This window comes from Rothia sp. HMSC08A08, from assembly GCF_001808385.1.
Classification (GTDB): domain Bacteria; phylum Actinomycetota; class Actinomycetes; order Actinomycetales; family Micrococcaceae; genus Rothia; species Rothia dentocariosa.
The window spans coordinates 87,274-106,403 of the sequence record NZ_KV793061.1; the positions used below are offsets into that span (position 1 = coordinate 87,274).

The following is a 19,130-nucleotide window of genomic DNA, read 5'->3' on the forward strand; positions in this document are numbered from 1 at the left end:
AAAACCGGGGCTGCCGTGAAGTCCGCTATCAATCCTTCACGGCAGCCCCGCATGCTATCTCGTTAAAGTTCAGTGCACATAGTGCGGCTCTGGAACCTAGCCCACGAACATCGCAGCGTTCGCGTTTTCAGTCTCCGCATAGTTCACACCCGCACGGTCAAGAGCCTCGTTAATCTGGGTAATCGACTCTTCCACACGCTTCTGGGTGCCGCGCCAATTATCAAGCACCGCCTGAAAGTTCGTCGATGCCGAACCCGTCCACGAACCCTGCAAATCCTGTAGGGATGCGGTCATCCCGGTAACCTCGGCGCTAATGTTAGCGACCTGAGTTTTAGCCTGAGCTGCCTTCGCCGCAATAGTCTCTGAATCGACGACGAACTGTGCCATGATATTCCTCCTGGGTAGAGTGTAAAGGTTTTTCCGAAAGCTGCCGACCACGTGAAATTCTGCCGTAGAATCCCGTGCCGTGCAGCGCTCACCATCTACCCTAGAAAAACGCCCGCCACGATGCGCCCGCAGCCCCTACCGACTGTGGATAAACTGCCCGCACGGGACACAAAAACCGGTTATCCACAGTCCGAGAGCGTCCTAAAACCGGCATGGGATGCGGTTTCTCACCCGCACCAGCCGAACTATGACGAACTATCTCCCCGCCCAGCGGCTACTGCGAAACGCCGTTATCGGTCATTACCGGCGCCGGATAGAACGGCAGGCTAATAACAAAGGTCGCACCGCCTCCGGACGTTTCCTCAATATGCACAGAACCGTCGTGCTGCTCCAAAATCGCCGCCACAATCGACAGCCCCAGCCCGGTGCCGCCGGTATCACGCGAACGCGACGTATCGGTGCGGTAGAAACGCTCGAATACGCGCTCGCGGTCTTCACCGTGAATACCCGGGCCGTGATCGCGCACCTCAATAACCGAGAGCGGGTACCCGGGAACATCTTCGCGCACGCCAACCGCGATTTCTAAGGGCGTGCCCGCCGGGGTGTAGCGCATCGCGTTGGTAAGCAGGTTGGCGACCACCTGGCGCATCCGTGATTCATCGCCGATCACGGGTGCACTTGTGGGGGCTACATCGTCGGTAAGGCCCACAAGCGAGACTTCACGATCCGGCGACGTTGCGTAGGCGTCGTTGCTGGCATCAACCGCCAGGTGGAACAGATCAAAGGGGGCGAGTTTAGATTCACGGCGTTCGTCGATGCGCGCCAGCGTGAGCAGATCCTCGACCAGCTGGCCCATGCGCTTCGACTCGGCCTCGATGCGCCCCATAGCGGTTGCCACGGCCTCATCGTTGGGCAGGGCACCCTGGCGGTATAGTTCGGAGTACCCGCGAATACTCACCAGCGGGGTGCGCAGCTCGTGCGAGGCGTCTCCCACGAACCGGCGCATCTTCGCCTCTGACTTCGCCTGTGCATTAAATGAACTCTCAATCTGCGCGAGCATAGTATTCAGCGAGATCGCCAAGTTGCCGATCTCGTTGCTGGGATTGTAATCCTCGATGCGCTGCGAGAGATCCCCGGCGGCAATCTTCGCGGCGGTCTGCTCCACACGCGCCAGCGGCTCGAAGGTGCGGGTCACAATAACCCAGGTCATCGCGATCGCGGCGGCAAGTGTGGCAAGCCCGAACGCGAAGGTCAGCACCCCAACCAGCGCGACCACCTGGTTCGTCTGCTTCAGCGGCAGGGCAATCACCATTGAAGATGCCTGACCGTTGGTTGAAGACTCCAAAGAAATCGGCATAATACGCCAGTCGTTAGAGCCTGTCCGCGAGTTCACGGTCGTGCCGGTTTCGTGGTATTTCTTGACCTTTTCGGAGTCCCAGCCGGTCAGAACCGGCTCGTTTTCCGCCTGCTGATCGGCTCCCGCAATCGAGTACAGCACGTTTCCGTGCTGATCGAGTACATAGACCCGGTACGAGCCGACCGCCCCGTCCTGCCGGGTCTGTGAGGTCCCGACGGAGGAAACGAGCGAGGAAGAGCTCGCCTTCATCTCTTCGTCGAGCTGATGCACCATTTGGGCGCGCAATGCCGAAATCGCCACGAGCGAGGTGACCGCGATAGCAAGCGCAATGAGTACCGAGGTCACCAGCACCAGCTGGGTTCGCAGCGACAGCGAGTGAGGAAGACGATCAACAGGTTTCAGTGGCACGAGATACTAGCTCCGAGAACCGCGAATCATGTAGCCCACACCGCGTTTGGTGTGAATGAGCGGTTCGTGTCCTTCGCGGTTGTTGTCAATCTTGCGGCGCAGGTACGAAATGTACGACTCCACAATGGAGGAATCTCCGTTGAAGTCGTACTCCCATACGTGGTCGAGAATCTGTGCCTTCGAAAGCACGCGGTTTGCGTTGAGCATCAGGTAGTGCAGCAGGTTGAACTCGGTGGGGGAGAGGTCGATTTCCTCGTCTCCCAGGAAAACCTCATGGGTGTCAATGTTCAGGCTCAGGTCGTCCACGCGCAAAATCGCGTCGTCTTCTTCCTGAGCGTTGCGTGACCGGCGCAGAATAGCGCGGATGCGGGCGATCACCTCATCGAGCGAGAACGGCTTGGTGACGTAGTCGTCACCGCCCGCGCCCAGACCGGCAACCTTATCTTCGGTGGCGTCCTTCGCGGTGAGGAACAGCACCGGGTACGTGCGCCCCGCATCGCGCAGACGGCGAGTGACCTCAAAGCCGTCCATCCCGGGCATCATCACGTCGAGGACGATGAGGTCCGGCTGTTCGTTTTCCGCCTTTTCAATCGCTTCGCGACCGTTACCGGCGGTGACAACCTCAAACCCCGCAAACCGCAGGGATGTAGCCAAAAGCTCTAGAATATTGAACTCGTCATCAACGACGAGCAGTTTAGCTTCTGCAGACATTGTGTACTCTTCTTTCACCAGAAAAATTATCGGAAAATCTTATGTACCGGTATGCGCGTCTTAGCTTGCTCGCCTGCGCAGAACCGCCAGCACAATACTGACCATGAGCGCAAGAAAAGCGACCGGAAGCAGAATCAGCGGAATCTGACTCATGAGCGCTGGCGGATGCGCCCCCGCCCATTTCATGAGGAGCATGACGACGCCGCATATTACGCATACTACGGCTAGAATACCGCCGCCCGCACCTAGCCAGCGAATCGCTCGGGTGTAGGGAAGGGCAGCGGCGGCCTCTACGGGCTCAGAGGAAGATACGCTTTTGCTACTCATGGCATAACCGTATCAGGTTTATGGGCCTGCTCCCGCCGAAAAACGCAATATTGCGCTGTGACGGGCAGTATTCACAGCGTTTGCGCAGGTTAGGGTCTGACATGGGCGCATACGGACGAAAACATCACACGAACTCCTCGCCGTCATCGCGCTGGGAGATGCTTTAATAGGTAGTATGTCTGAACAGGTGAACCAACAGCCCGACGAATCTACCGTGCCCACGCTTGAACATGATGCCGAGACAACGGCAGCTGCGCATGACCCTTTCGTCGTTAAGGAAGATGAACTTCCTACCGGGGAACCCACCCTGGGGCCTGCGCATAGGCGCCGTCGCACCACGAAGGTTGACGATATTCTTGCGGAGGCAAAAGATATTGCACTCACCGGGGTTGAAGCTGTTGCACCGCATAACTCTATCGGTCTGGTGCATCATTTGCGCGGCGAAGAAGAGCGCTTGACTACACATCTTTTTGAGTGCACGCTGCCGGGGTACCGCGGGTGGTTTTGGTTTGCGACTCTGTCGCGGGCACCTCGATCTAAGGTCGCGACTATCTGCGAGGTCGGTCTGATTCCCGGTGATGATGCGCTTCTCGCCCCCGAATGGGTGCCGTGGGCGGATCGCCTGCAGGCCAGTGAACGTGATAACAACGGTGCTGAGGAGGCGGGCGCATCCGCTGAGGATCAGCAGGACGCCGAGGATGCCGAAGAGGTTTAGCGTGAGCTTTTGCTGAGAGCCGCCTTGATAGTTTTGCTTTTCGCGGATGTACTCGGAACGATTTTCGAGATGGATTCTAAGGCGAAAAGTTCGCTTCAAGCGACGCGCCGGGGTAATCCGTGGCAAAACTACTTAAAAAGGTACATAATAGTTACTCAGATATAGGTTCGATATAAGGCTAGGCTACGTTTGCTTGGCTGCAGGTTGTATATAAGGGGAATAAGACGGTATGACCGATCTGATTGATACCACTGAGATGTATCTGCGCACCATCCTCGAACTTGAGGAAGAGGGCATTACCCCCATGCGTGCGCGTATTGCGGAACGCTTAGACCATTCCGGTCCGACCGTCTCACAGACCGTGGCGCGTATGGAAAAGCACGGACTACTCACTGTTGAGCCCGACCGTCACCTCGAATTGACCGATGAAGGTCGCAAGAAGGCCGTTGAGGTTATGCGTAAGCACCGCCTTGCCGAGCGTCTGCTCTCTGATGTGATCGGTCTGGATATCGAGTATGTACATGATGAGGCTTGCCGCTGGGAGCACGTGATGAGCGATCACGTGGAGAGGCGCATTCTGGATATGCTCAATCAGCCTAAGTTCTCTCCTTACGGCAACGCTATTCCCGGTCTTGAAGAACTCGGCATCGACAGCGAAAAGAACGACGAACGTACTGTTCCTATGGCGCTTGCTGCCCGTGATTCCGGACCTGAGGATCGCTTCACGATTTCACGCTTCCCCGAATCTATCCAGACGGATATTGACCTGCTCAAGGTGCTTGCCGACGCCGGTATTACCTTTGGTGCTTCGGTGTCTGTGGTCGGCGGCGACAATAACGATGTAATTGTGCGTGCCGATGGCGAAGACGCCTCTATCTCGCTGGATTTGGATGTTGCGAACGCTATTGTGGTCAAGCGCGCATCTGCACTCTAAAGAATGTATCGTTCGCCAGCCGGGCGGTTGTAGAAGGCGGCTGATAGCGCGCCTTCCCGTATAGATCTCATAATTGACCGTGGGGCTTACCGTAGGGTGAGCTCCACGGTTCTGTTATGTCCTGAAATCTCGGGGGTGAGCGGGTGTGAGCCGCGGTTACTCCTTAATATATAGGGGGTGGCTGCCGGATTATACTCTTCGGGACGGTATATCTGTATCGTCGAGAATTTAGCGTGTCATAGTGCATCCATGCCGGATATGCCTTTTGCAGATGCGATGTTCAAAACCAGGTTTTGGGGGATACATCCCAGATATAGCGCGGAAGCTGCCGTAAAACGACAAAACTTTACGGTGCGACTATCAGGAGAAAATTAACGTTCGCGCAGAAAAAAATTTTAAGAGATGTGGATCAACCTTAAAGAAACCTGGGAATGCTGGATATTTGTGCCGATAAAACCCCTAAAATCCGCGGAACGCTGTATAAAACTACTAGTCAGAGGCTTATTTTAGAAGAACAAGTGTTCTTTTCGTAAAGTATTACTAGCTCGGTGTTACGGACTATTTGACACTATTGGGGTGAAAAAGGTGGCGACAAGAGGTGACAACTGAGAGTTTTCTGTGTATTCTCGTTCTGTGTCCAAATCCTAATCGTAAGAGGACACCTTTGGAGTGAATCCGCCGAGTTCTGCCAGCACTTCAAGGAACGTCTACCCATATACGGCAGAAGCGGGGGAACCACTTTTCGGTTTCTCCTTAGGGGAGAGGCCTAGGGGCTAAGTCGCGCAAGTGACCGAGTGAATCCATGCTCGCGCCCGACAGCTTACCTCGTCAGGCAATGGAGGAATATTACTAATGGCTAAGAAGATTGTTCGTAACGCAGGTATCGTTGCTGTTGCTGGTGCTGCTGTTATCGGTTCCAACATTCCCGCAAACGCATTTGCTGAGGTTCCTGCAGCAACCGACTTGAGCTACGACTACAGCAGCTACGAGTACGATTACAGCAGCTACCAGACCCCCGCAACTTCCTACGTTGCACCTCAGGCTGAGCAGCAGACCGAGTACGTTGCACCTGCACAACAGACCGCACAGGTTGAGACTACTTCTGCACAGGCACCTGCTCCTGCAGCAGATAAGACTCCTGCACCCACTACCAACAACGCAAGCCGCGACGCTATCGTGTCTGCAGCTAAGGCTGCTCAGGGTACCGGTTACGTTTGGGGCGGTCGCTCCTACGGTGCATGGGACTGCTCCGGCTTCGTCTCCTACATCTTTGCTCAGCAGGGCATCAAGCTGACTCCTTACACCTACACCATGTCCACTGAGCTTCGCGCAACCGCGAACCCCCAGCCGGGCGACATCGTGTTCACCAACGGTTACAACCACGTTGGTATCTACGTGGGTAACGGCCAGATGGTCTCCGCTCTGAACCCCTCGCAGGGTACCCAGCTGACCCCCGTTGATGGCAATGGTTACATGCCTGTCGATGGTTACTACACCGCTTTCTAATCTCATCTGAGATAGAGAAGACTTAGACAAAGACGGCACCCGTCCAATCGGATAGGTGCCGTCTTTGCGTGCTCTGGAAGGCGTATACATTCTTCTGCCTCCGGTGTCAGACTTAGTGCACACTCATGGCTTGCGTGCGGATTCTAGACGCTTAAGCCCTCACACTGCGGCTCTATGGAAGAAAAACGCGGGAGAGACCGCATCGTGGTCATGTGAGTATCTCATGATGTGACTATATAAAGATAGGCTTGCCTTATCTTCTAGGCGAGTACAATACTTGAACTATGGAAAATACATCATCATCAACTCCCATCCGCGAAGACTGGACGGGCGAGGCATCTCCAACAGCTGTAGCGACCCTCTCAGGTACCGGCGGCCTGATCGTCGCCCCCACAAAGGTTGGCTATATCCTCATGGCTACTGATGGCGAAGGCCTCGAACGTAAATTTGATGCCAAGCTCCGCAAGCGCGAAAAGCCCGGTGTCGTGCTGTGCGCATCCTTAGAACAACTCGATAAACTCGCCCAGATGACCCCAGAAATCCGCGAATTCTACCGGAAACACTGGGACGACGACATTCTTTTAGGATGCATTCTGCCCTGGCGCGAAGACGCTGAAAAGTACCTGCCGGATGAAACGACGAAGGAACTTGCCCGCGATACGCGCGCAACCAGTTGCTTCGTGGTGCGTTTTGGCACCCCCGCAGAACAGATTGTTCGTGCCCTTTGGGAGAATGAAGGGAAACTGACCTTTGCGAGCTCGGCAAACCCCTCGGGCATCGGGAATAAGGGGCGCGTGACGGGCATTGGCGACCGCATCGAGAACAGCGTAGACGTGATTGTGCGCGGCGATGAATACGTGAAATCCATTCAACCCGATAAGACCGACGAAACACGCCACGAACAGGGCGTGATGGTCTCGATGGTCGATGCCGAGGGCAACCTGGTGCCCGAACAGCACGGTGAACGCGGCGTGACCCCCGCCCCCACCCTGATTCGTAAGGGTCTGGACTATGAAGAGATTATGCGCCATCTGAGCGACTCATTCCCCAGCTGGGATTATCGCCACGGCATGTACTACTAAGCCCGCCTCAGGCTATTTTCGGTAGGTTATACGGGGCGTGCGTCTGATGGTCGATCAGGCACACGCCCCGTATACGTCTCTAGGCGTGAGGCGAAAATGCGTTCTTGCGGGGCAGGATATGCGGGTACCATAGAAGAATGCCAACACAGTTTGAAAGCCCTAAGAACAGCTCCGACCAGGAATTTACGTACCTTGCCGTCGGCATGGTGGCGGGCGCGATTCCGGGTATTGTGATCGGTTTGCTCGTCGCGCTGCCGCTCGGTAACCCGGCCATGTGGGTTTCTGTCGTCGGCGGCATAGGCATTATTATCGGCATGGTAAGTGCCCGCATGATCTACCGCAAGAAAACGAGGGCACGAAAAAATCCCCGCAGTGAGCAGGACTAACTCATCGGTGGGCACAATTTAGTGTGCCTCCTTAATGGGCTGTTCGCTCAACGCTGGGCGGTAGCCCTCCAGCTCGGTACGGAGGTTCAGACGCGCGGGCGCATCCCAGAGAAGATGCGCGGTGTCTGAGGCATAGATCGCCGTGCGGTTCAGAAAACCTTGCAGAATCGCCGCTCGGCCGCGTGTGAAGGCGTCCGGAGCGTAATGGGCGTACTCGGCGCGAACCCCAGCGACATAGCGGGTATAACGCGGGCTATCGGCGGCGAGAATCGCAAGGTCAGCATCAAGGAAGAATGCTGCATCGGCACGGGTAAGCGCGCCAGAGGTATATTCCTCAATACCATCGACTAGTTGGTGAGAAGCCGTGAGCTCTATCAGGTGCGCAATAGCGGTAACCTCGCGGTTCGTGAGAGACCCGGTGCTTGCCAGGGGAGTGAGGGCGGTACGTGCGAGGTCGGCACTAGCCGCCTCATCTTCGCCGGGATTTGCCTCGTAGACGGCATCATGAAACCATGCCGCCAGAAGTACCGCCCGCGGGGTTGCGGTGTGGTGTCGTTCGTAAAGCGTCTTGAGCGCGGTGAGCATTTCCGAAAGATGCACGCTCGTGTGGTATTTCCGATGCGGCTGCTCGTAACGCGCCAGCAGATTTTCGCCCAGTGCTGTGTGTCCGGGCAGCAACGAGTCCCAGACGCGCATGAGACGCGGGCGTATTTTGTTAGGGCGTTCCCGCAATGGCACCCGCAGCCCGCTGTCTATCAGGATGCGTGTCAGCTGCGACCCGCTCACCTCGCGCGCACCTGCACGAACCAGCCCCTCGTACCGATACGCGGGAACGTCGTAGTGGTCGGCATCGAAGGCACGCGGACTTATGCCGGTTTTCGCCGCAAAATCGTGAAGTTCCGCCAAAGAAGTGTCAGAAATCAGGTGCGAAAAGACCGTGCCGTGTGCGGGCCAGACGGGCGGGTCAATAAAAATACTCACTCGTCTATTCTAGGGGCGTGTAAGATGCTAAAACCTGTGTGATGCCCGTATAATGGAACGAGTTGCCCCCGTAGCTCAGGGGATAGAGCACTTCTCTCCTAAAGAAGGTGTCGGACGTTCGAATCGTCTCGGGGGCACGGGTAGCGAACCTGCTTGATGCAGCTTCCTCGCGGAGGAGCATCAAGCGGGTTTTATTTTATCTGCAGGGCGCCGTTGCCCGTGTTGAGGGCGTAGAACATAAAGATTCCATAACATTTTGCCGCAAATCCTGAAGTAGGCAGCCCTATACGCTTATTCTGAAAGTGACCGATAAACACCCATACATATCTATGAGAGGCAATGATGTCTTCTATTTTTACCCGCAGAAATGCATTGTTCGTGTTCGGAACCGGAGCCGGTGCGGCACTATTGAGCGCGTGCGGTGGTAATTCCACCGCTGAAAGCTCCGGGTCGGGGAGCGCATCGTCGTCTGATGTATCGCCGAGTGCCTCTTCAAGTTCAAGCTCTTCATCGTCGAGTTCAGCCTCGGCCAGTTCCTCGTCAGCTTCTGCATCATCAAACTCAGGATCCTCACCATCGCAGTCTGGCGCAACCGACATTGATATGAGCGGCAGCTATGGCGGAAAAATTGATTTTGAGTCCGTTCTGGAATACGAGAAATCCGGTACATATGAGCCCGCTACGAAGGAGCATCCGGCAAAAAATGTTCCTAAACCCAAGAAACCTGCCGGTGCGGATGAGAAGTCGCTCAAAGGCCTCCACCTGAGCATCGCGTTTGCGATTGCCGCAACGCAATACGCCTATAACACGGGGGATTACTCCCTGCTGGAGCAAAGCTCTATGTCGGAACCAGAACGCAATTACTTCTTGAGGGAAGAGAAGGAAAGACTCGATAAAACCCGCGAAGGCACATTCTGGCCGGATAATATTACGATCGAGTATACGCTCACCGAAGAGAGTCCCCGGCTTGAAGGCGATGGCGAATACATATGGGATCGTGAATTTATCGTTGAGTACGGTAAATTCGAGGTTGTTGACGGCAAGGTTGAGTACCCTTCAGACGAAGACCACGACATGATATATCGCGATAAATTTATAGGTAATCTGACGGCGCAGTATATTAACGGAGCTTGGATAACCAGCGCGGTTGCCATTCAGCCGAAGTCTAAGAGCTAAAACGTAAGTGCCCTTGCCTCTGTAGAGGTATTTATCTCCGAAGGACTCTGTTGATCCTTTCGGACTACCTAATGTGCGTGCTGTACTGCTCTATACTCCTGTGCGACGAGTATTGCTGATGATGACGGGAACTTGTGCGCGGTGCCGCGCTAAAAGAGGCAGTGCAAGCCTAAACTTAAACATATACCGATTTGTCCTACACTTCCGATAAGGAGAACTCTACTCATGTCTTCTCTGTTCGATCGTCGAACCGCCTTACTGGTTCTGGGCTCTAGCGCCGGTGCCGTATTTTTATCTGCCTGTGCCCCTAAGGTGAAGGGGATTGAGGCGACGTCGCCCGCATCCTCTAGTTCATCGTCTTCTTCCAGTTCATCGAGCTCTAGTTCCTCGTCAAGTTCTTCAAGCTCCAGTTCGTCAGCATCAAGATCGCCGTCCTCAAGCCCGAGTTCGAGCATCGACATGAGCGGCAGCTACAAGGGCGATATTAACTTTGAATCCGTGCTCGAATACGAGAAGTCGGGTACTTTTGAGCCCGCCACCAAAGAACACGCTCAGAGAAACACCCCCAAACCCAAGAAACCGTCGACTATGAACGAAAAATCCGCTAAAGGACTGAGAGACAGTATTGCCTACGCGGTGGCGGCGGTTGAGTATGCGATTAATACGGGTGATTATTCTCTGATCCAGCAAAGCAACATGGATAAAGTGGAGCAGAACTATTATTTAGACCCAGAGACCAAAGAAAAGCTCGAAAAAGTACGCAACGGTAAACGGTGGGTTGATAACGCTAAATTCACATACACTCTAGATACCGAAGTGCCAGATTCTGAGGGTGAGTACTACTCGTGGGATCGCACTTTTTCTGTTGACTATGGTGCGTTTGAGGTCAATGACGGTAACGCAGAAGAACTTGTGCCCGGCGGCGCTAAAGTTACCAAAAAGTTTACGGGACGTCTGCTTGCCGAGTACAAGCATGGGGTGTGGGAGGTTCTAGGGGTCGTTACCCAGATTAAAGAGGAAGGTGAGGAGAGCACAAGTAGTCCATCAGCTTCGTCAAAAGTTTAGCCAACGCTGATCCCGCCTTCCGTGCGGGGCTCTGCATGAGCCCTCCCATGAAAAAGGAACCCTAATCGTGAAGTAGGGTTCCTTTTTCATACAAGGAGGACGAGGGTGAAAAGTTATTTTTCGGATTTACCATCTGCCTCGACGTTCGGCCCGCCCGCGATAAAGGTGGAGGCCGCATCCTTAATGCTGCGCACCAGCTGGTATGCGATACCCGCCAGAGACAGAAGCAGCAGCGCCCAATCCACAGGTAACAGCACGTTCAGAGCGCCGGGCTGATGCGCGGGGTCGGCGAGCGCCGCATCCAGCATAAAAATCGTGGCAATGTGCGCGAGCAGGTAGCCCACCGGCGCCGCCGTGAACAGTGCCCGCAGCACCTTCGGCAGGCGTGACGTGTACGCCAGAAACGCCAGCGAAAGCCCAAAAAAGAGCGCAAAAACTATGCCCACCGAACGATGCGCATACGTGTAGGCACCCAGATTGTCGCCCAGTCCGGAAGCGAAGGCGGATAGGGCTTCGGTTGAGGTGACGGGGGAGAGATCGGGGACTTGGGCGTTCGCCAGCCTGCCGTAACTGGGCAGCACCCAGAACGCCGCATAGGCGCCCAGCAGCAGGGAGATCGTGACCGCCACGTACAGAAAAGTCTTCGAACGCTGCTGTTCGGCGGGCGCGTTCGCGCGCACGGCACGGTCATTCATGACCTGTTTGAGCTCATGAATTTTATGCTCTTGGGGTTTTCGCCCGGACTGCGGTCGGCTCTGCCCCTGCTGTGCCTGTTCGCCGTACAGGCGCTTCTTCTGACCTTGTGATAGACCCATACCTTCCATTATTGCGCAGAGTGACTGGCCGTGTCAGCGTGGGGCCTTTACCAAAAGAATGGGAGTATATGCGGGGCAGGCTTCTTGGTCTTCTGTCGCGTGATACTCTTATTTGCTACCGGAAACTGACAGCCGCAAAGTTGGTTGTATCCTGACATACCATGCCTAGTTTTCTATTACTCACCCAGACTCGCAATTGTCCTCTCTCCGCTTTCCCAGTCACTACGGATCACCGCATATCCCATGACATCGCACCTGATACCCTGAACGGTAACTCCAGCTTCTCGATAATGCGCCTCGTGAACCCAACCTGCAGAGTTAAAAGCACGACGCATAGCAATATTGTCGCTTCGTGTATTGCCCTCAACGCGGATAATGGAGCTTTTGGATTCAAAAATAAGGTCAGTTAACTTAATGAGCGCAATACTCCCGATCCCTTGATTTCTATATTTCGCTGCAATACGCATATCTATTTCTGCTGTGGAATCTTGCAGTCCGTGCACTATGGCAATACCGACGTGCTCTCCATCGTTGTAAATAAAGGCAACACGGTTATTAGGTTCCGAGAATTCCTGCTCTTCAAACCGGCGTATGAGGCTCTCATGCGATACTTTATGTTCAAGATGGAATGGCCAATCGCTGCCGCAGAAAACATTCTCAAATGGTTCCCATTCGTGCTTTATATCTGCCCAACGAACAACACAGTTCATGTTTTTCCTAACTTATTTTTCAGCTCATATTTTGTGTTTCGAGAACGTATGAATCTCATCTTCAACACTGAGCTCACATAATAAAACATAGGAGGAATCAACCGTAATAATCTGATAGTACAGGGTATTACTTTCGGAACTTATACCACCGATTACGCCAAGGGGTTTCATGGTGGAAATTCCTTTTACTATTTACTGAGGAGTCCTCACAGTGGGGTCAGATGATGTCAGTACCCTATAGCTTGGCCAGGTCGATCTTGCCCATGTGCAGGATCTTATCGCGTGTGGCGGCGTCGGCCATGAGCTCGGCGATATTGTGGGGGACAACCTGCCACGAGACACCCCAGCGGTCGACGCACCAGCCGCAGCGCTCGGCCTCGGGCACAGCAGAGAGCCCCGCCCAGTAGCGGTCGATCTCTTCTTGGTCGCGGCAGGAGACGATCATGGAGACTCCGGGCGTGAAGGTGAAATCGTGGAAGGTCCCAGAGTCCGTGGCTGCTATCCAGGTGCCGCGCAGGGTAAAGTCGGTGAACATGACCGTACCCGCATCCAGCGGTCCGCCTTCCTCGTAACGGTACAGAGCACCGCGGCGGGCGTTATCAAACAGGGCGATCCAAGCGTCTTTGGCTTCCTCGGCATGAGCGTGATTAGTACCGCCGAACATGAAGGATGGGATAACAAAGGGGCGCGGATCGCCGTCCGGGTCGGTGAGCATGAGCTGCCAGGTCATGCCGAAACGGTCACGAACCCAAGCGTAGCGCGGGGAGAAGGGGTACTCACCCAGCTCCATGAGTACGCCGCCGGTGCTGAGCCGCTCATAGAGCTCATCAAGGTAGTCTCGGGCCTGTTCCTCTCCGCCGAATAAGAGCGGATCAAAGTTCAGGATGCAGCTGATCGACGGGTTTGGCGCGTACTGGTTACCGCCGTTGATGAGCGAGAGCCTGAAACCGTGGATGCTGACCGTCGTCACAATCCCGGGCGCCTGCTCGGCAATGGATGTATCGCGGAAAACATCAGTATAGAACTGTGCTGCTTCGTCGGCGGTGCCGTCGCACCAAATAGCGGGAGTGATGACCTGATCCATTCGGTCATCGTAGCATGAGCGCACCGCGCGGTGGGGTACCGCTAAGAGCGAATTATGCGCGGCAAACGAGCGCGACGGGTGGGAGCGAGAGGGCAAATACGGTAGCATGGAATATCGAACGTGTATTCTAGGCAGCGAGGTAGACCATGAGCGAACCCACCAACTCCGCATCCGGCGTTGAGCCTGCCGCAGATACCCTCTTTGCCGATCTCGAAAACACGCAGCCGCCCTACGATCCCGAATATGATGCCCATATTCCGCCGGAAGATAGCTCCGCACCCGAAGAAGACCCCTTCGCCCACGAATCTTTTATGCCCGAGCTCAACCCTGAAGCGGTGAATGCCCAAACCGTCACCGCCCATGAGGATGCGCTCGGCGAGTTCATGCCGCCCGCCTACCGAGTGGGTGGGTACGGAAGCGAGTACAACCCCGAAGACCCTTACGGGGAGCGCACATATTCGCTGAGCACAATCGACCCTGCAACCCTGATCGACGGGCTTAACGACCGGCAGCGCGAAGCTGTTTTACACGCCGGTTCGCCTTTGCTGATCGTCGCCGGGGCCGGGTCTGGCAAAACCCGCGTGCTGACGCACCGCATCGCCCATCTGCTCGCAACCGGGCGGGCAACCCCCGGGCAAATTCTCGCCATCACCTTCACGAACAAGGCCGCAGCGGAAATGCGTGAGCGCATCCAAGCGCTGATCGGTCCGCGCGCACAGCACATGTGGATTTCCACCTTCCACAGCTTCTGCGTGCGCGTGCTGCGCCGAGAAGCCAAGGCACTCGGGCTCAAATCGACCTTCACAATCTATGATTCGGCGGATTCGCAGCGCTTGCTCACGCTCATTATCAAAGAGCTGAACCTTGACACTAAAAAGTTTGCCCCCAAGGCCGTGGGGCACAGGATTTCCGCCCTCAAAAACGAGCTGGTGAGCGCCGAAGAATACAGTGCGGCCGCCGCGAACAACCCGTGGGAAAAAACTATCGCGCAGATTTACACCGTCTACACTCAGCGCCTTCGCGCCGCGAACTCCCTCGACTTTGACGATCTCATTGGCAAAACCGTGTTTTTGCTCAAGAAGTTCCCCGAAATCGCAAACTATTATCGCCGTAAATTCCGGCATATTCTGGTGGACGAATACCAAGACACCAACCACGCCCAGTATGCGCTCGTGCGGGAGTTGGTGGGGGCGCATCCGCAGGGAAACACTCGCGAACAGGGGCCGTACCCGGATGCTCCGCCGCCCGGCGAACTGACCGTCGTGGGCGACTCAGACCAGTCGATTTACGCCTTCCGTGGCGCTGACATTCGCAATATTACGGATTTCGAGAGCGACTACCCCAATGCGCACATTATTCTGCTGGAGCAGAACTACCGTTCCACGCAGAACATTCTCTCTGCCGCGAACGCCGTGATTGAACGCAACCCCAACCGCCGCCCCAAGAAGCTGTGGACGGCATCGGGGGAGGGCACAAAAATCGTGGGGTACGTCGCCGAATCAGAGCATGCGGAGGCGCGCTACATTGCCCAAGAAATAGACCGGCTTGCTGATGAACACGGTATCAAACCCTCGGATGTGGCGATTTTCTACCGCACCAATGCTCAATCCCGCGCCCTTGAAGAACTGCTGATGCGTGCCGGACTGCCGTACCGCGTGGTCGGCGGCACCCGGTTCTACGAGCGCAAAGAAATTAAAGATGCGCTCGCCTACCTGCGCGCCCTCTCAAACCCGGACGACGACGTGAGTGTGCGGCGTATTCTCAACGAACCTAAACGCGGTATCGGTGCGAAATCTGAGACCGTGGTTGCCGATCACGCATCGGCACAGCGAATTTCTTTCTTCGCCGCCGCCCGTGCCGCTGCCGCCGAGCCGGGGAGCGTGCCGGGTTTGGGCGCTGCCGCCGTGAAAAAGTATGCTCAGTTCGTCAAGCTCATGGACGACCTCGCCCAGATTGCGCGCACCGAATCAGCCGCCACAACCCTAGAAGCGGTGCTCGAACAGTCCGGCTATCTCGCCGCCCTGCGCGAATCTAAGGACATTCAGGACGAATCCCGGGTGGAAAACCTCTCGGAGCTGCTGGATGCGATGGTCGAGTTTGAGGCGGAGAACCCCGGCGCGGACTTAGAACAGTTCTTAGAGCATGTCTCGCTAGTGGCAGATGCCGACTCGATCCCCTCCCGAGGCGCCTCCGCTGACGGGCAGACCCCGTCTGCCGCGCAGATTGCCGCCGAGGCCGCAGAGGCGAAGGCACAGGGCATGATCACCCTGATGACCCTGCACACCGCCAAAGGCCTGGAGTTCCCGGTTGTTTTCCTGACTGGGCTGGAACATGGGCTGTTTCCGCATCAGCGGGCGCTGACCGACGAGGGTGAGATGAGCGAGGAACGCCGTCTTGCCTACGTGGGGCTCACGCGCGCGATGCAGCGGCTCTATATCACCCGCTCCGAGACCCGCACGATGTGGGGCAAGAGCCAGTTCAACCCGCCCTCACCCTTCCTGGAAGAGATTCCCGAGGAGCTGATCGAGTGGCGCCGCCTGGGCGGATTTGCCGGGTTTGGTGCCTCCGGGATGGGGGCATACGCCAACGGTGCCAGCGGGTATGGAGGCTACGGGCAGGGCGGCTATCGCGGGGCGAGCGGATACAGCTCCGGCGGTGGGCGCGGGTTAGACGGGCGCAGCACGGGCGGCTACGGCACAGGATACGATGAATCCCGCACCCGAGCGAACCGTGAACCATCAACAGCTGAGGTCAATGGTTCGGCAAGCTACGGTTTGGCGGCCGCAGCCAGCGCATCCGGAGCGGTGCGCAACCGATCACGGGTGCATCAAGGCAAGGAAATTCCGCAGCTGAAGGTGGGCGATACGGTGCGCCACACCAAGTTTGGAGAGGGCCGAGTTCTCGCTCTGGAAGGCACCGGCGATAAGACCGTGGCGAAGGTGCGTTTTGCCTCCGAAGAGAAGCGGCTGCTGCTGCGGTACGCGCCGTTGGAGAAAGTCTCGTAGACCCTCGATCCGTAGGGCGCATCCGAACACGTGATGCCACCCACAAAAACCGGGTTGATGTGCACCCATAAGTGCACACTAACCTATATTTCCGATAAAGTAGAGATGAGAGGATTTCGAAAGCGTTTTCGCGCGCCCGCACGGGTGCCAAGGCGCATCGTATGAACCTCATGAGACCAGGCCGTTGCACACCATGCGGCGGCATCACTTCGACGAAGAAGGACACCTGTGGACCTTTTCGAATACCAGGCGCGCGATCTCTTCGCAAAGCACGGTGTACCCGTGCTCAAGGGTATTGTTGCGACCACTCCCGAAGAAGCAAAGGCAGCAGCTGAGGAAATCGGCGGCCTGACCGTCATTAAGGCTCAGGTTAAGACCGGTGGCCGCGGTAAGGCCGGCGGTGTGAAGCTCGCTAAAAACCCTGACGAGGCATACGAGTACGCTCAGCAGATTCTTGGTATGGATATCAAGGGTCATACCGTTCACCGCGTGCTGGTCGCACAAGGTGCTGATATTGCTGAAGAATACTATTTCTCGATTCTGCTTGACCGTGCAAACCGCTCGTACCTTGCCATGTGCTCGGTCGAGGGCGGCATGGAAATTGAGCAGCTCGCCGCTGAACGCCCCGAGGCTCTCGCTAAGGTTGAGGTGGACCCGCTGGTGGGCATCGACTCCGCTAAGGCACAGGAAATTGTTGAGGCCGCCGGGTTCTCTGCTGAACTGCAGCCCAAGGTGGTTGAGGTTCTCGTGAAGCTGGGCGATGTCTTCAAGAAGGAAGACGCAACCCTCGTTGAGGTTAACCCCCTCGTGCAGACCCCCGAAGGCGATATTCTGGCTCTTGACGGCAAGGTCTCTCTCGACGATAACGCGGAATTCCGCCAGCCCGATCACGTGGCGCTTGTTGATAAATCCGCCGAAAACCCGCTGGAAGCTAAGGCTAAGCAGCACGACCTGAACTATGTGAAGCTCGACGGTGAAGTTGGCGTTGTCGGCAACGGTGCCGGTCTGGTGATGTCTACCCTGGATGTGGTGGCATACGCTGGCGAAAAGCACGGCAACGTGAAGCCCGCCAACTTCCTCGATATTGGTGGCGGCGCATCCGCTGAGGTTATGGCTGCGGGCCTTGAGATTATTCTGGGCGATGAGCAGGTTAAGAGCGTTTTCGTGAACGTCTTCGGCGGTATCACCTCGTGCGATGCCGTGGCTGAGGGCATCGTGAAGGCGCTTGAGATTCTGGGCGATTCCGCAACTAAGCCGCTTGTGGTGCGCCTGGACGGCAACAACGTGGAGGAAGGCCGTCGCATCCTCTCTGAGGCAAACCACCCGCTCGTGGTGCAGGCAACCACCATGGATTCAGGCGCCGACAAGGCAGCAGAGCTCGCTAACAAGGCGTAATCGCCACCGAAGGATTTATAGGAAAAACTATGTCTATCTTTGTGAACAAAGACTCTAAGGTCATCGTTCAGGGCATCACCGGCGGCGAAGGCACCAAGCACACCGCTCGTATGCTCGCAGCCGGCACAAACATTGTGGGCGGCGTGAACGCCCGCAAGGCTGGCACCACCGTTACCCACAAGGCAAAGGACGGCTCCGATGTTGAGCTGAAGGTCTTCGGTACTGTTGCCGAGGCTATTGCCGAAACCGGTGCAAACGTTTCGATCGTTTTCGTGCCGCCCGCCTTCACCAAAGCCGCCGTGCTTGAGGCTATTGAGGCTAAGATCGGTCTGGTCGTCGTCATTACTGAGGGCGTGCCTGTGCAGGATACCGCTGAGTTCTGGGCTGCCGCGAAGGCTTCGGTGGACGAGAACGGCAAGCAGATTACCCGCATTATCGGGCCGAACTGCCCCGGCATTATCACCCCTGAGGAGTGCCTGGTCGGTATTACTCCTGCGAATATCACCGGAAAGGGCAAGATCGGTCTTGTCTCCAAGTCGGGTACCCTCACCTACCAGATGATGTTCGAGCTCGCCGACATTGGGTTCACCACCGCTATCGGTATTGGCGGCGACCCGATTATCGGCACCACCCATATTGACGCTCTGGAGGCTTTCGAGGCTGACCCGGAGACCGAGGGCATTGTGATGATTGGTGAGATTGGTGGCGACGCGGAGGAGCGTGCCGCCGAGTACATCAAGGCGAACGTCACCAAGCCCGTAGTCGGTTATGTGGCTGGCTTTACCGCTCCTGAGGGTAAGACTATGGGCCACGCTGGTGCGATCGTTTCGGGTTCTTCGGGTACCGCTCAGGCGAAGAAAGAGGCCCTGGAGGCTGCTGGCGTGAAGGTCGGCAAGACCCCCTCCGAAGCCGCTAATCTGATGCGCGAAATCTTCGCCAACAAGTAGCATTTTGCCCGGTTCGGGCAGCTAATAAGACCCCCGGCGGTGCGAGCCATTACGCTCGCGCCGCCGGGGATTCATATATAATCAAAGTACTAATTCGCTCCTGTCAACGGCCCTCCACTATCGGGAGAGTGCCAACGGC

Annotated in this window: 20 protein-coding genes, 1 tRNA gene and 1 riboswitch; of the genes, 11 read left to right on the forward strand and 10 right to left on the reverse strand. The window is 56.2% G+C overall.

The annotated features are described in order from the left end of the window. Positions 1 to 96: 96 nt before the first annotated feature. The 4 genes from HMPREF3164_RS03445 to HMPREF3164_RS03460 all read right to left on the reverse strand — a co-directional run bounded on the left by HMPREF3164_RS03445 (position 97) and on the right by HMPREF3164_RS03460 (position 3,190). Positions 97 to 387 carry a WXG100 family type VII secretion target gene (locus tag HMPREF3164_RS03445; RefSeq protein WP_004005567.1) on the reverse strand — a complete coding sequence of 97 codons (291 nt, stop codon included), beginning with the start codon at positions 385 to 387 and terminating at the stop codon, positions 97 to 99. Between the two features lie 274 nt (positions 388 to 661). Then, on the reverse strand, positions 662 to 2,152 hold the full coding sequence (locus HMPREF3164_RS03450) for a sensor histidine kinase (protein WP_070448924.1): 1,491 nt from the start codon (positions 2,150 to 2,152) through the stop codon (positions 662 to 664). Positions 2,153 to 2,158: 6 nt separating this feature from the next. After that, positions 2,159 to 2,863, reverse strand: a complete 705-nt coding sequence (locus tag HMPREF3164_RS03455; RefSeq protein WP_013397834.1) for a response regulator transcription factor — start codon at positions 2,861 to 2,863, stop codon at positions 2,159 to 2,161. Positions 2,864 to 2,923: 60 nt separating this feature from the next. Then, the gene (locus HMPREF3164_RS03460; protein ID WP_013397833.1) at positions 2,924 to 3,190 is read right to left on the reverse strand and encodes a hypothetical protein; all 267 of its coding nucleotides are present in this window, start codon (positions 3,188 to 3,190) and stop codon (positions 2,924 to 2,926) included. 175 nt (positions 3,191 to 3,365) lie between these two features. On the opposite strand from HMPREF3164_RS03460, the gene HMPREF3164_RS03465 reads away from it, so the two are divergent. The 5 genes from HMPREF3164_RS03465 (at position 3,366) to HMPREF3164_RS03485 (ending at position 7,813) form a co-directional block, all read left to right on the forward strand. Next, entirely contained in the window at positions 3,366 to 3,905 is a 540-nt protein-coding gene (locus tag HMPREF3164_RS03465) for a DUF3027 domain-containing protein (protein ID WP_239664661.1), read from the forward strand. Between the two features lie 229 nt (positions 3,906 to 4,134). Further along, positions 4,135 to 4,839, forward strand: a complete 705-nt coding sequence (locus HMPREF3164_RS03470) for an iron-dependent transcriptional repressor DtxR (RefSeq protein WP_013397831.1) — start codon at positions 4,135 to 4,137, stop codon at positions 4,837 to 4,839. Between the two features lie 666 nt (positions 4,840 to 5,505). Then, positions 5,506 to 5,689: riboswitch (cyclic di-AMP (ydaO/yuaA leader) on the forward strand. 2 nt (positions 5,690 to 5,691) lie between these two features. Then, positions 5,692 to 6,345, forward strand: a complete 654-nt coding sequence (locus tag HMPREF3164_RS03475; RefSeq protein WP_048754131.1) for a C40 family peptidase — start codon at positions 5,692 to 5,694, stop codon at positions 6,343 to 6,345. 284 nt (positions 6,346 to 6,629) lie between these two features. After that, positions 6,630 to 7,427 (forward strand): L-threonylcarbamoyladenylate synthase, encoded by a 798-nt coding sequence (locus tag HMPREF3164_RS03480; RefSeq protein ID WP_070448926.1) that lies wholly within the window; start codon positions 6,630 to 6,632, stop codon positions 7,425 to 7,427. 137 nt (positions 7,428 to 7,564) lie between these two features. Next, the gene (locus HMPREF3164_RS03485) at positions 7,565 to 7,813 is read left to right on the forward strand and encodes a hypothetical protein (protein WP_013397829.1); all 249 of its coding nucleotides are present in this window, start codon (positions 7,565 to 7,567) and stop codon (positions 7,811 to 7,813) included. A gap of 18 nt (positions 7,814 to 7,831) precedes the next feature. On the opposite strand, the gene HMPREF3164_RS03490 is transcribed toward HMPREF3164_RS03485, so the two are convergent. Further along, positions 7,832 to 8,794 (reverse strand): DUF4031 domain-containing protein, encoded by a 963-nt coding sequence (locus HMPREF3164_RS03490; RefSeq protein WP_070448928.1) that lies wholly within the window; start codon positions 8,792 to 8,794, stop codon positions 7,832 to 7,834. A gap of 64 nt (positions 8,795 to 8,858) precedes the next feature. Between HMPREF3164_RS03490 and HMPREF3164_RS03495 the strand changes: the two genes are divergently transcribed. Further along, positions 8,859 to 8,931, forward strand: a tRNA-Arg gene (locus HMPREF3164_RS03495). A gap of 54 nt (positions 8,932 to 8,985) precedes the next feature. Here the strand turns inward: HMPREF3164_RS03495 and HMPREF3164_RS11315 are convergent. Next, positions 8,986 to 9,393, reverse strand: coding sequence for a hypothetical protein (locus tag HMPREF3164_RS11315; protein WP_246822592.1), 408 nt, complete (start codon positions 9,391 to 9,393; stop codon positions 8,986 to 8,988). A 4-nt stretch (positions 9,394 to 9,397) separates the two neighbouring features. Here HMPREF3164_RS11315 and HMPREF3164_RS03500 point away from each other — a divergent pair, with 4 nt between their 5' ends. After that, positions 9,398 to 9,970 (forward strand): DUF6318 family protein, encoded by a 573-nt coding sequence (locus HMPREF3164_RS03500; protein WP_246822593.1) that lies wholly within the window; start codon positions 9,398 to 9,400, stop codon positions 9,968 to 9,970. A gap of 149 nt (positions 9,971 to 10,119) precedes the next feature. Here HMPREF3164_RS03500 and HMPREF3164_RS11030 read toward each other — a convergent pair whose 3' ends face one another. Then, positions 10,120 to 10,431, reverse strand: coding sequence for a hypothetical protein (locus tag HMPREF3164_RS11030; RefSeq protein ID WP_141744101.1), 312 nt, complete (start codon positions 10,429 to 10,431; stop codon positions 10,120 to 10,122). Here HMPREF3164_RS11030 and HMPREF3164_RS03505 point away from each other — a divergent pair. Beyond that, complete coding sequence (locus HMPREF3164_RS03505; RefSeq protein WP_139044854.1) at positions 10,430 to 11,035, forward strand: DUF6318 family protein; 606 nt, start codon at positions 10,430 to 10,432, stop codon at positions 11,033 to 11,035. The two genes, HMPREF3164_RS11030 and HMPREF3164_RS03505, sit on opposite strands and share 2 nt — an antisense overlap. Positions 11,036 to 11,148: 113 nt before the next feature. Here HMPREF3164_RS03505 and HMPREF3164_RS03510 read toward each other — a convergent pair whose 3' ends face one another. From HMPREF3164_RS03510 to HMPREF3164_RS03520, 3 genes are all read right to left on the reverse strand, one after another. Then, a complete protein-coding gene (locus tag HMPREF3164_RS03510) occupies positions 11,149 to 11,850 on the reverse strand; it encodes a TANK-binding kinase 1-binding protein (TBK1-binding protein 1) (RefSeq protein ID WP_246822594.1) in 702 nt (233 codons plus the stop codon). Between the two features lie 176 nt (positions 11,851 to 12,026). Then, positions 12,027 to 12,560: a GNAT family N-acetyltransferase gene (locus tag HMPREF3164_RS03515; protein ID WP_070448935.1), complete on the reverse strand. Its 534-nt coding sequence runs from the start codon at positions 12,558 to 12,560 to the stop codon at positions 12,027 to 12,029. 235 nt (positions 12,561 to 12,795) lie between these two features. Next, positions 12,796 to 13,644, reverse strand: a complete 849-nt coding sequence (locus tag HMPREF3164_RS03520; protein ID WP_070448937.1) for a VOC family protein — start codon at positions 13,642 to 13,644, stop codon at positions 12,796 to 12,798. 146 nt (positions 13,645 to 13,790) lie between these two features. Here HMPREF3164_RS03520 and HMPREF3164_RS03525 point away from each other — a divergent pair, with 146 nt between their 5' ends. The 3 genes from HMPREF3164_RS03525 to sucD all read left to right on the forward strand — a co-directional run bounded on the left by HMPREF3164_RS03525 (position 13,791) and on the right by sucD (position 18,991). Then, on the forward strand, positions 13,791 to 16,649 hold the full coding sequence (locus HMPREF3164_RS03525) for an ATP-dependent helicase (RefSeq protein ID WP_070448940.1): 2,859 nt from the start codon (positions 13,791 to 13,793) through the stop codon (positions 16,647 to 16,649). A gap of 228 nt (positions 16,650 to 16,877) precedes the next feature. Next, on the forward strand, positions 16,878 to 18,044 hold the full coding sequence (gene sucC, locus HMPREF3164_RS03530) for an ADP-forming succinate--CoA ligase subunit beta (protein ID WP_023134562.1): 1,167 nt from the start codon (positions 16,878 to 16,880) through the stop codon (positions 18,042 to 18,044). Between the two features lie 29 nt (positions 18,045 to 18,073). After that, positions 18,074 to 18,991 (forward strand): succinate--CoA ligase subunit alpha, encoded by a 918-nt coding sequence (gene sucD, locus HMPREF3164_RS03535; protein ID WP_037236873.1) that lies wholly within the window; start codon positions 18,074 to 18,076, stop codon positions 18,989 to 18,991. Positions 18,992 to 19,130: the final 139 nt, after the last annotated feature.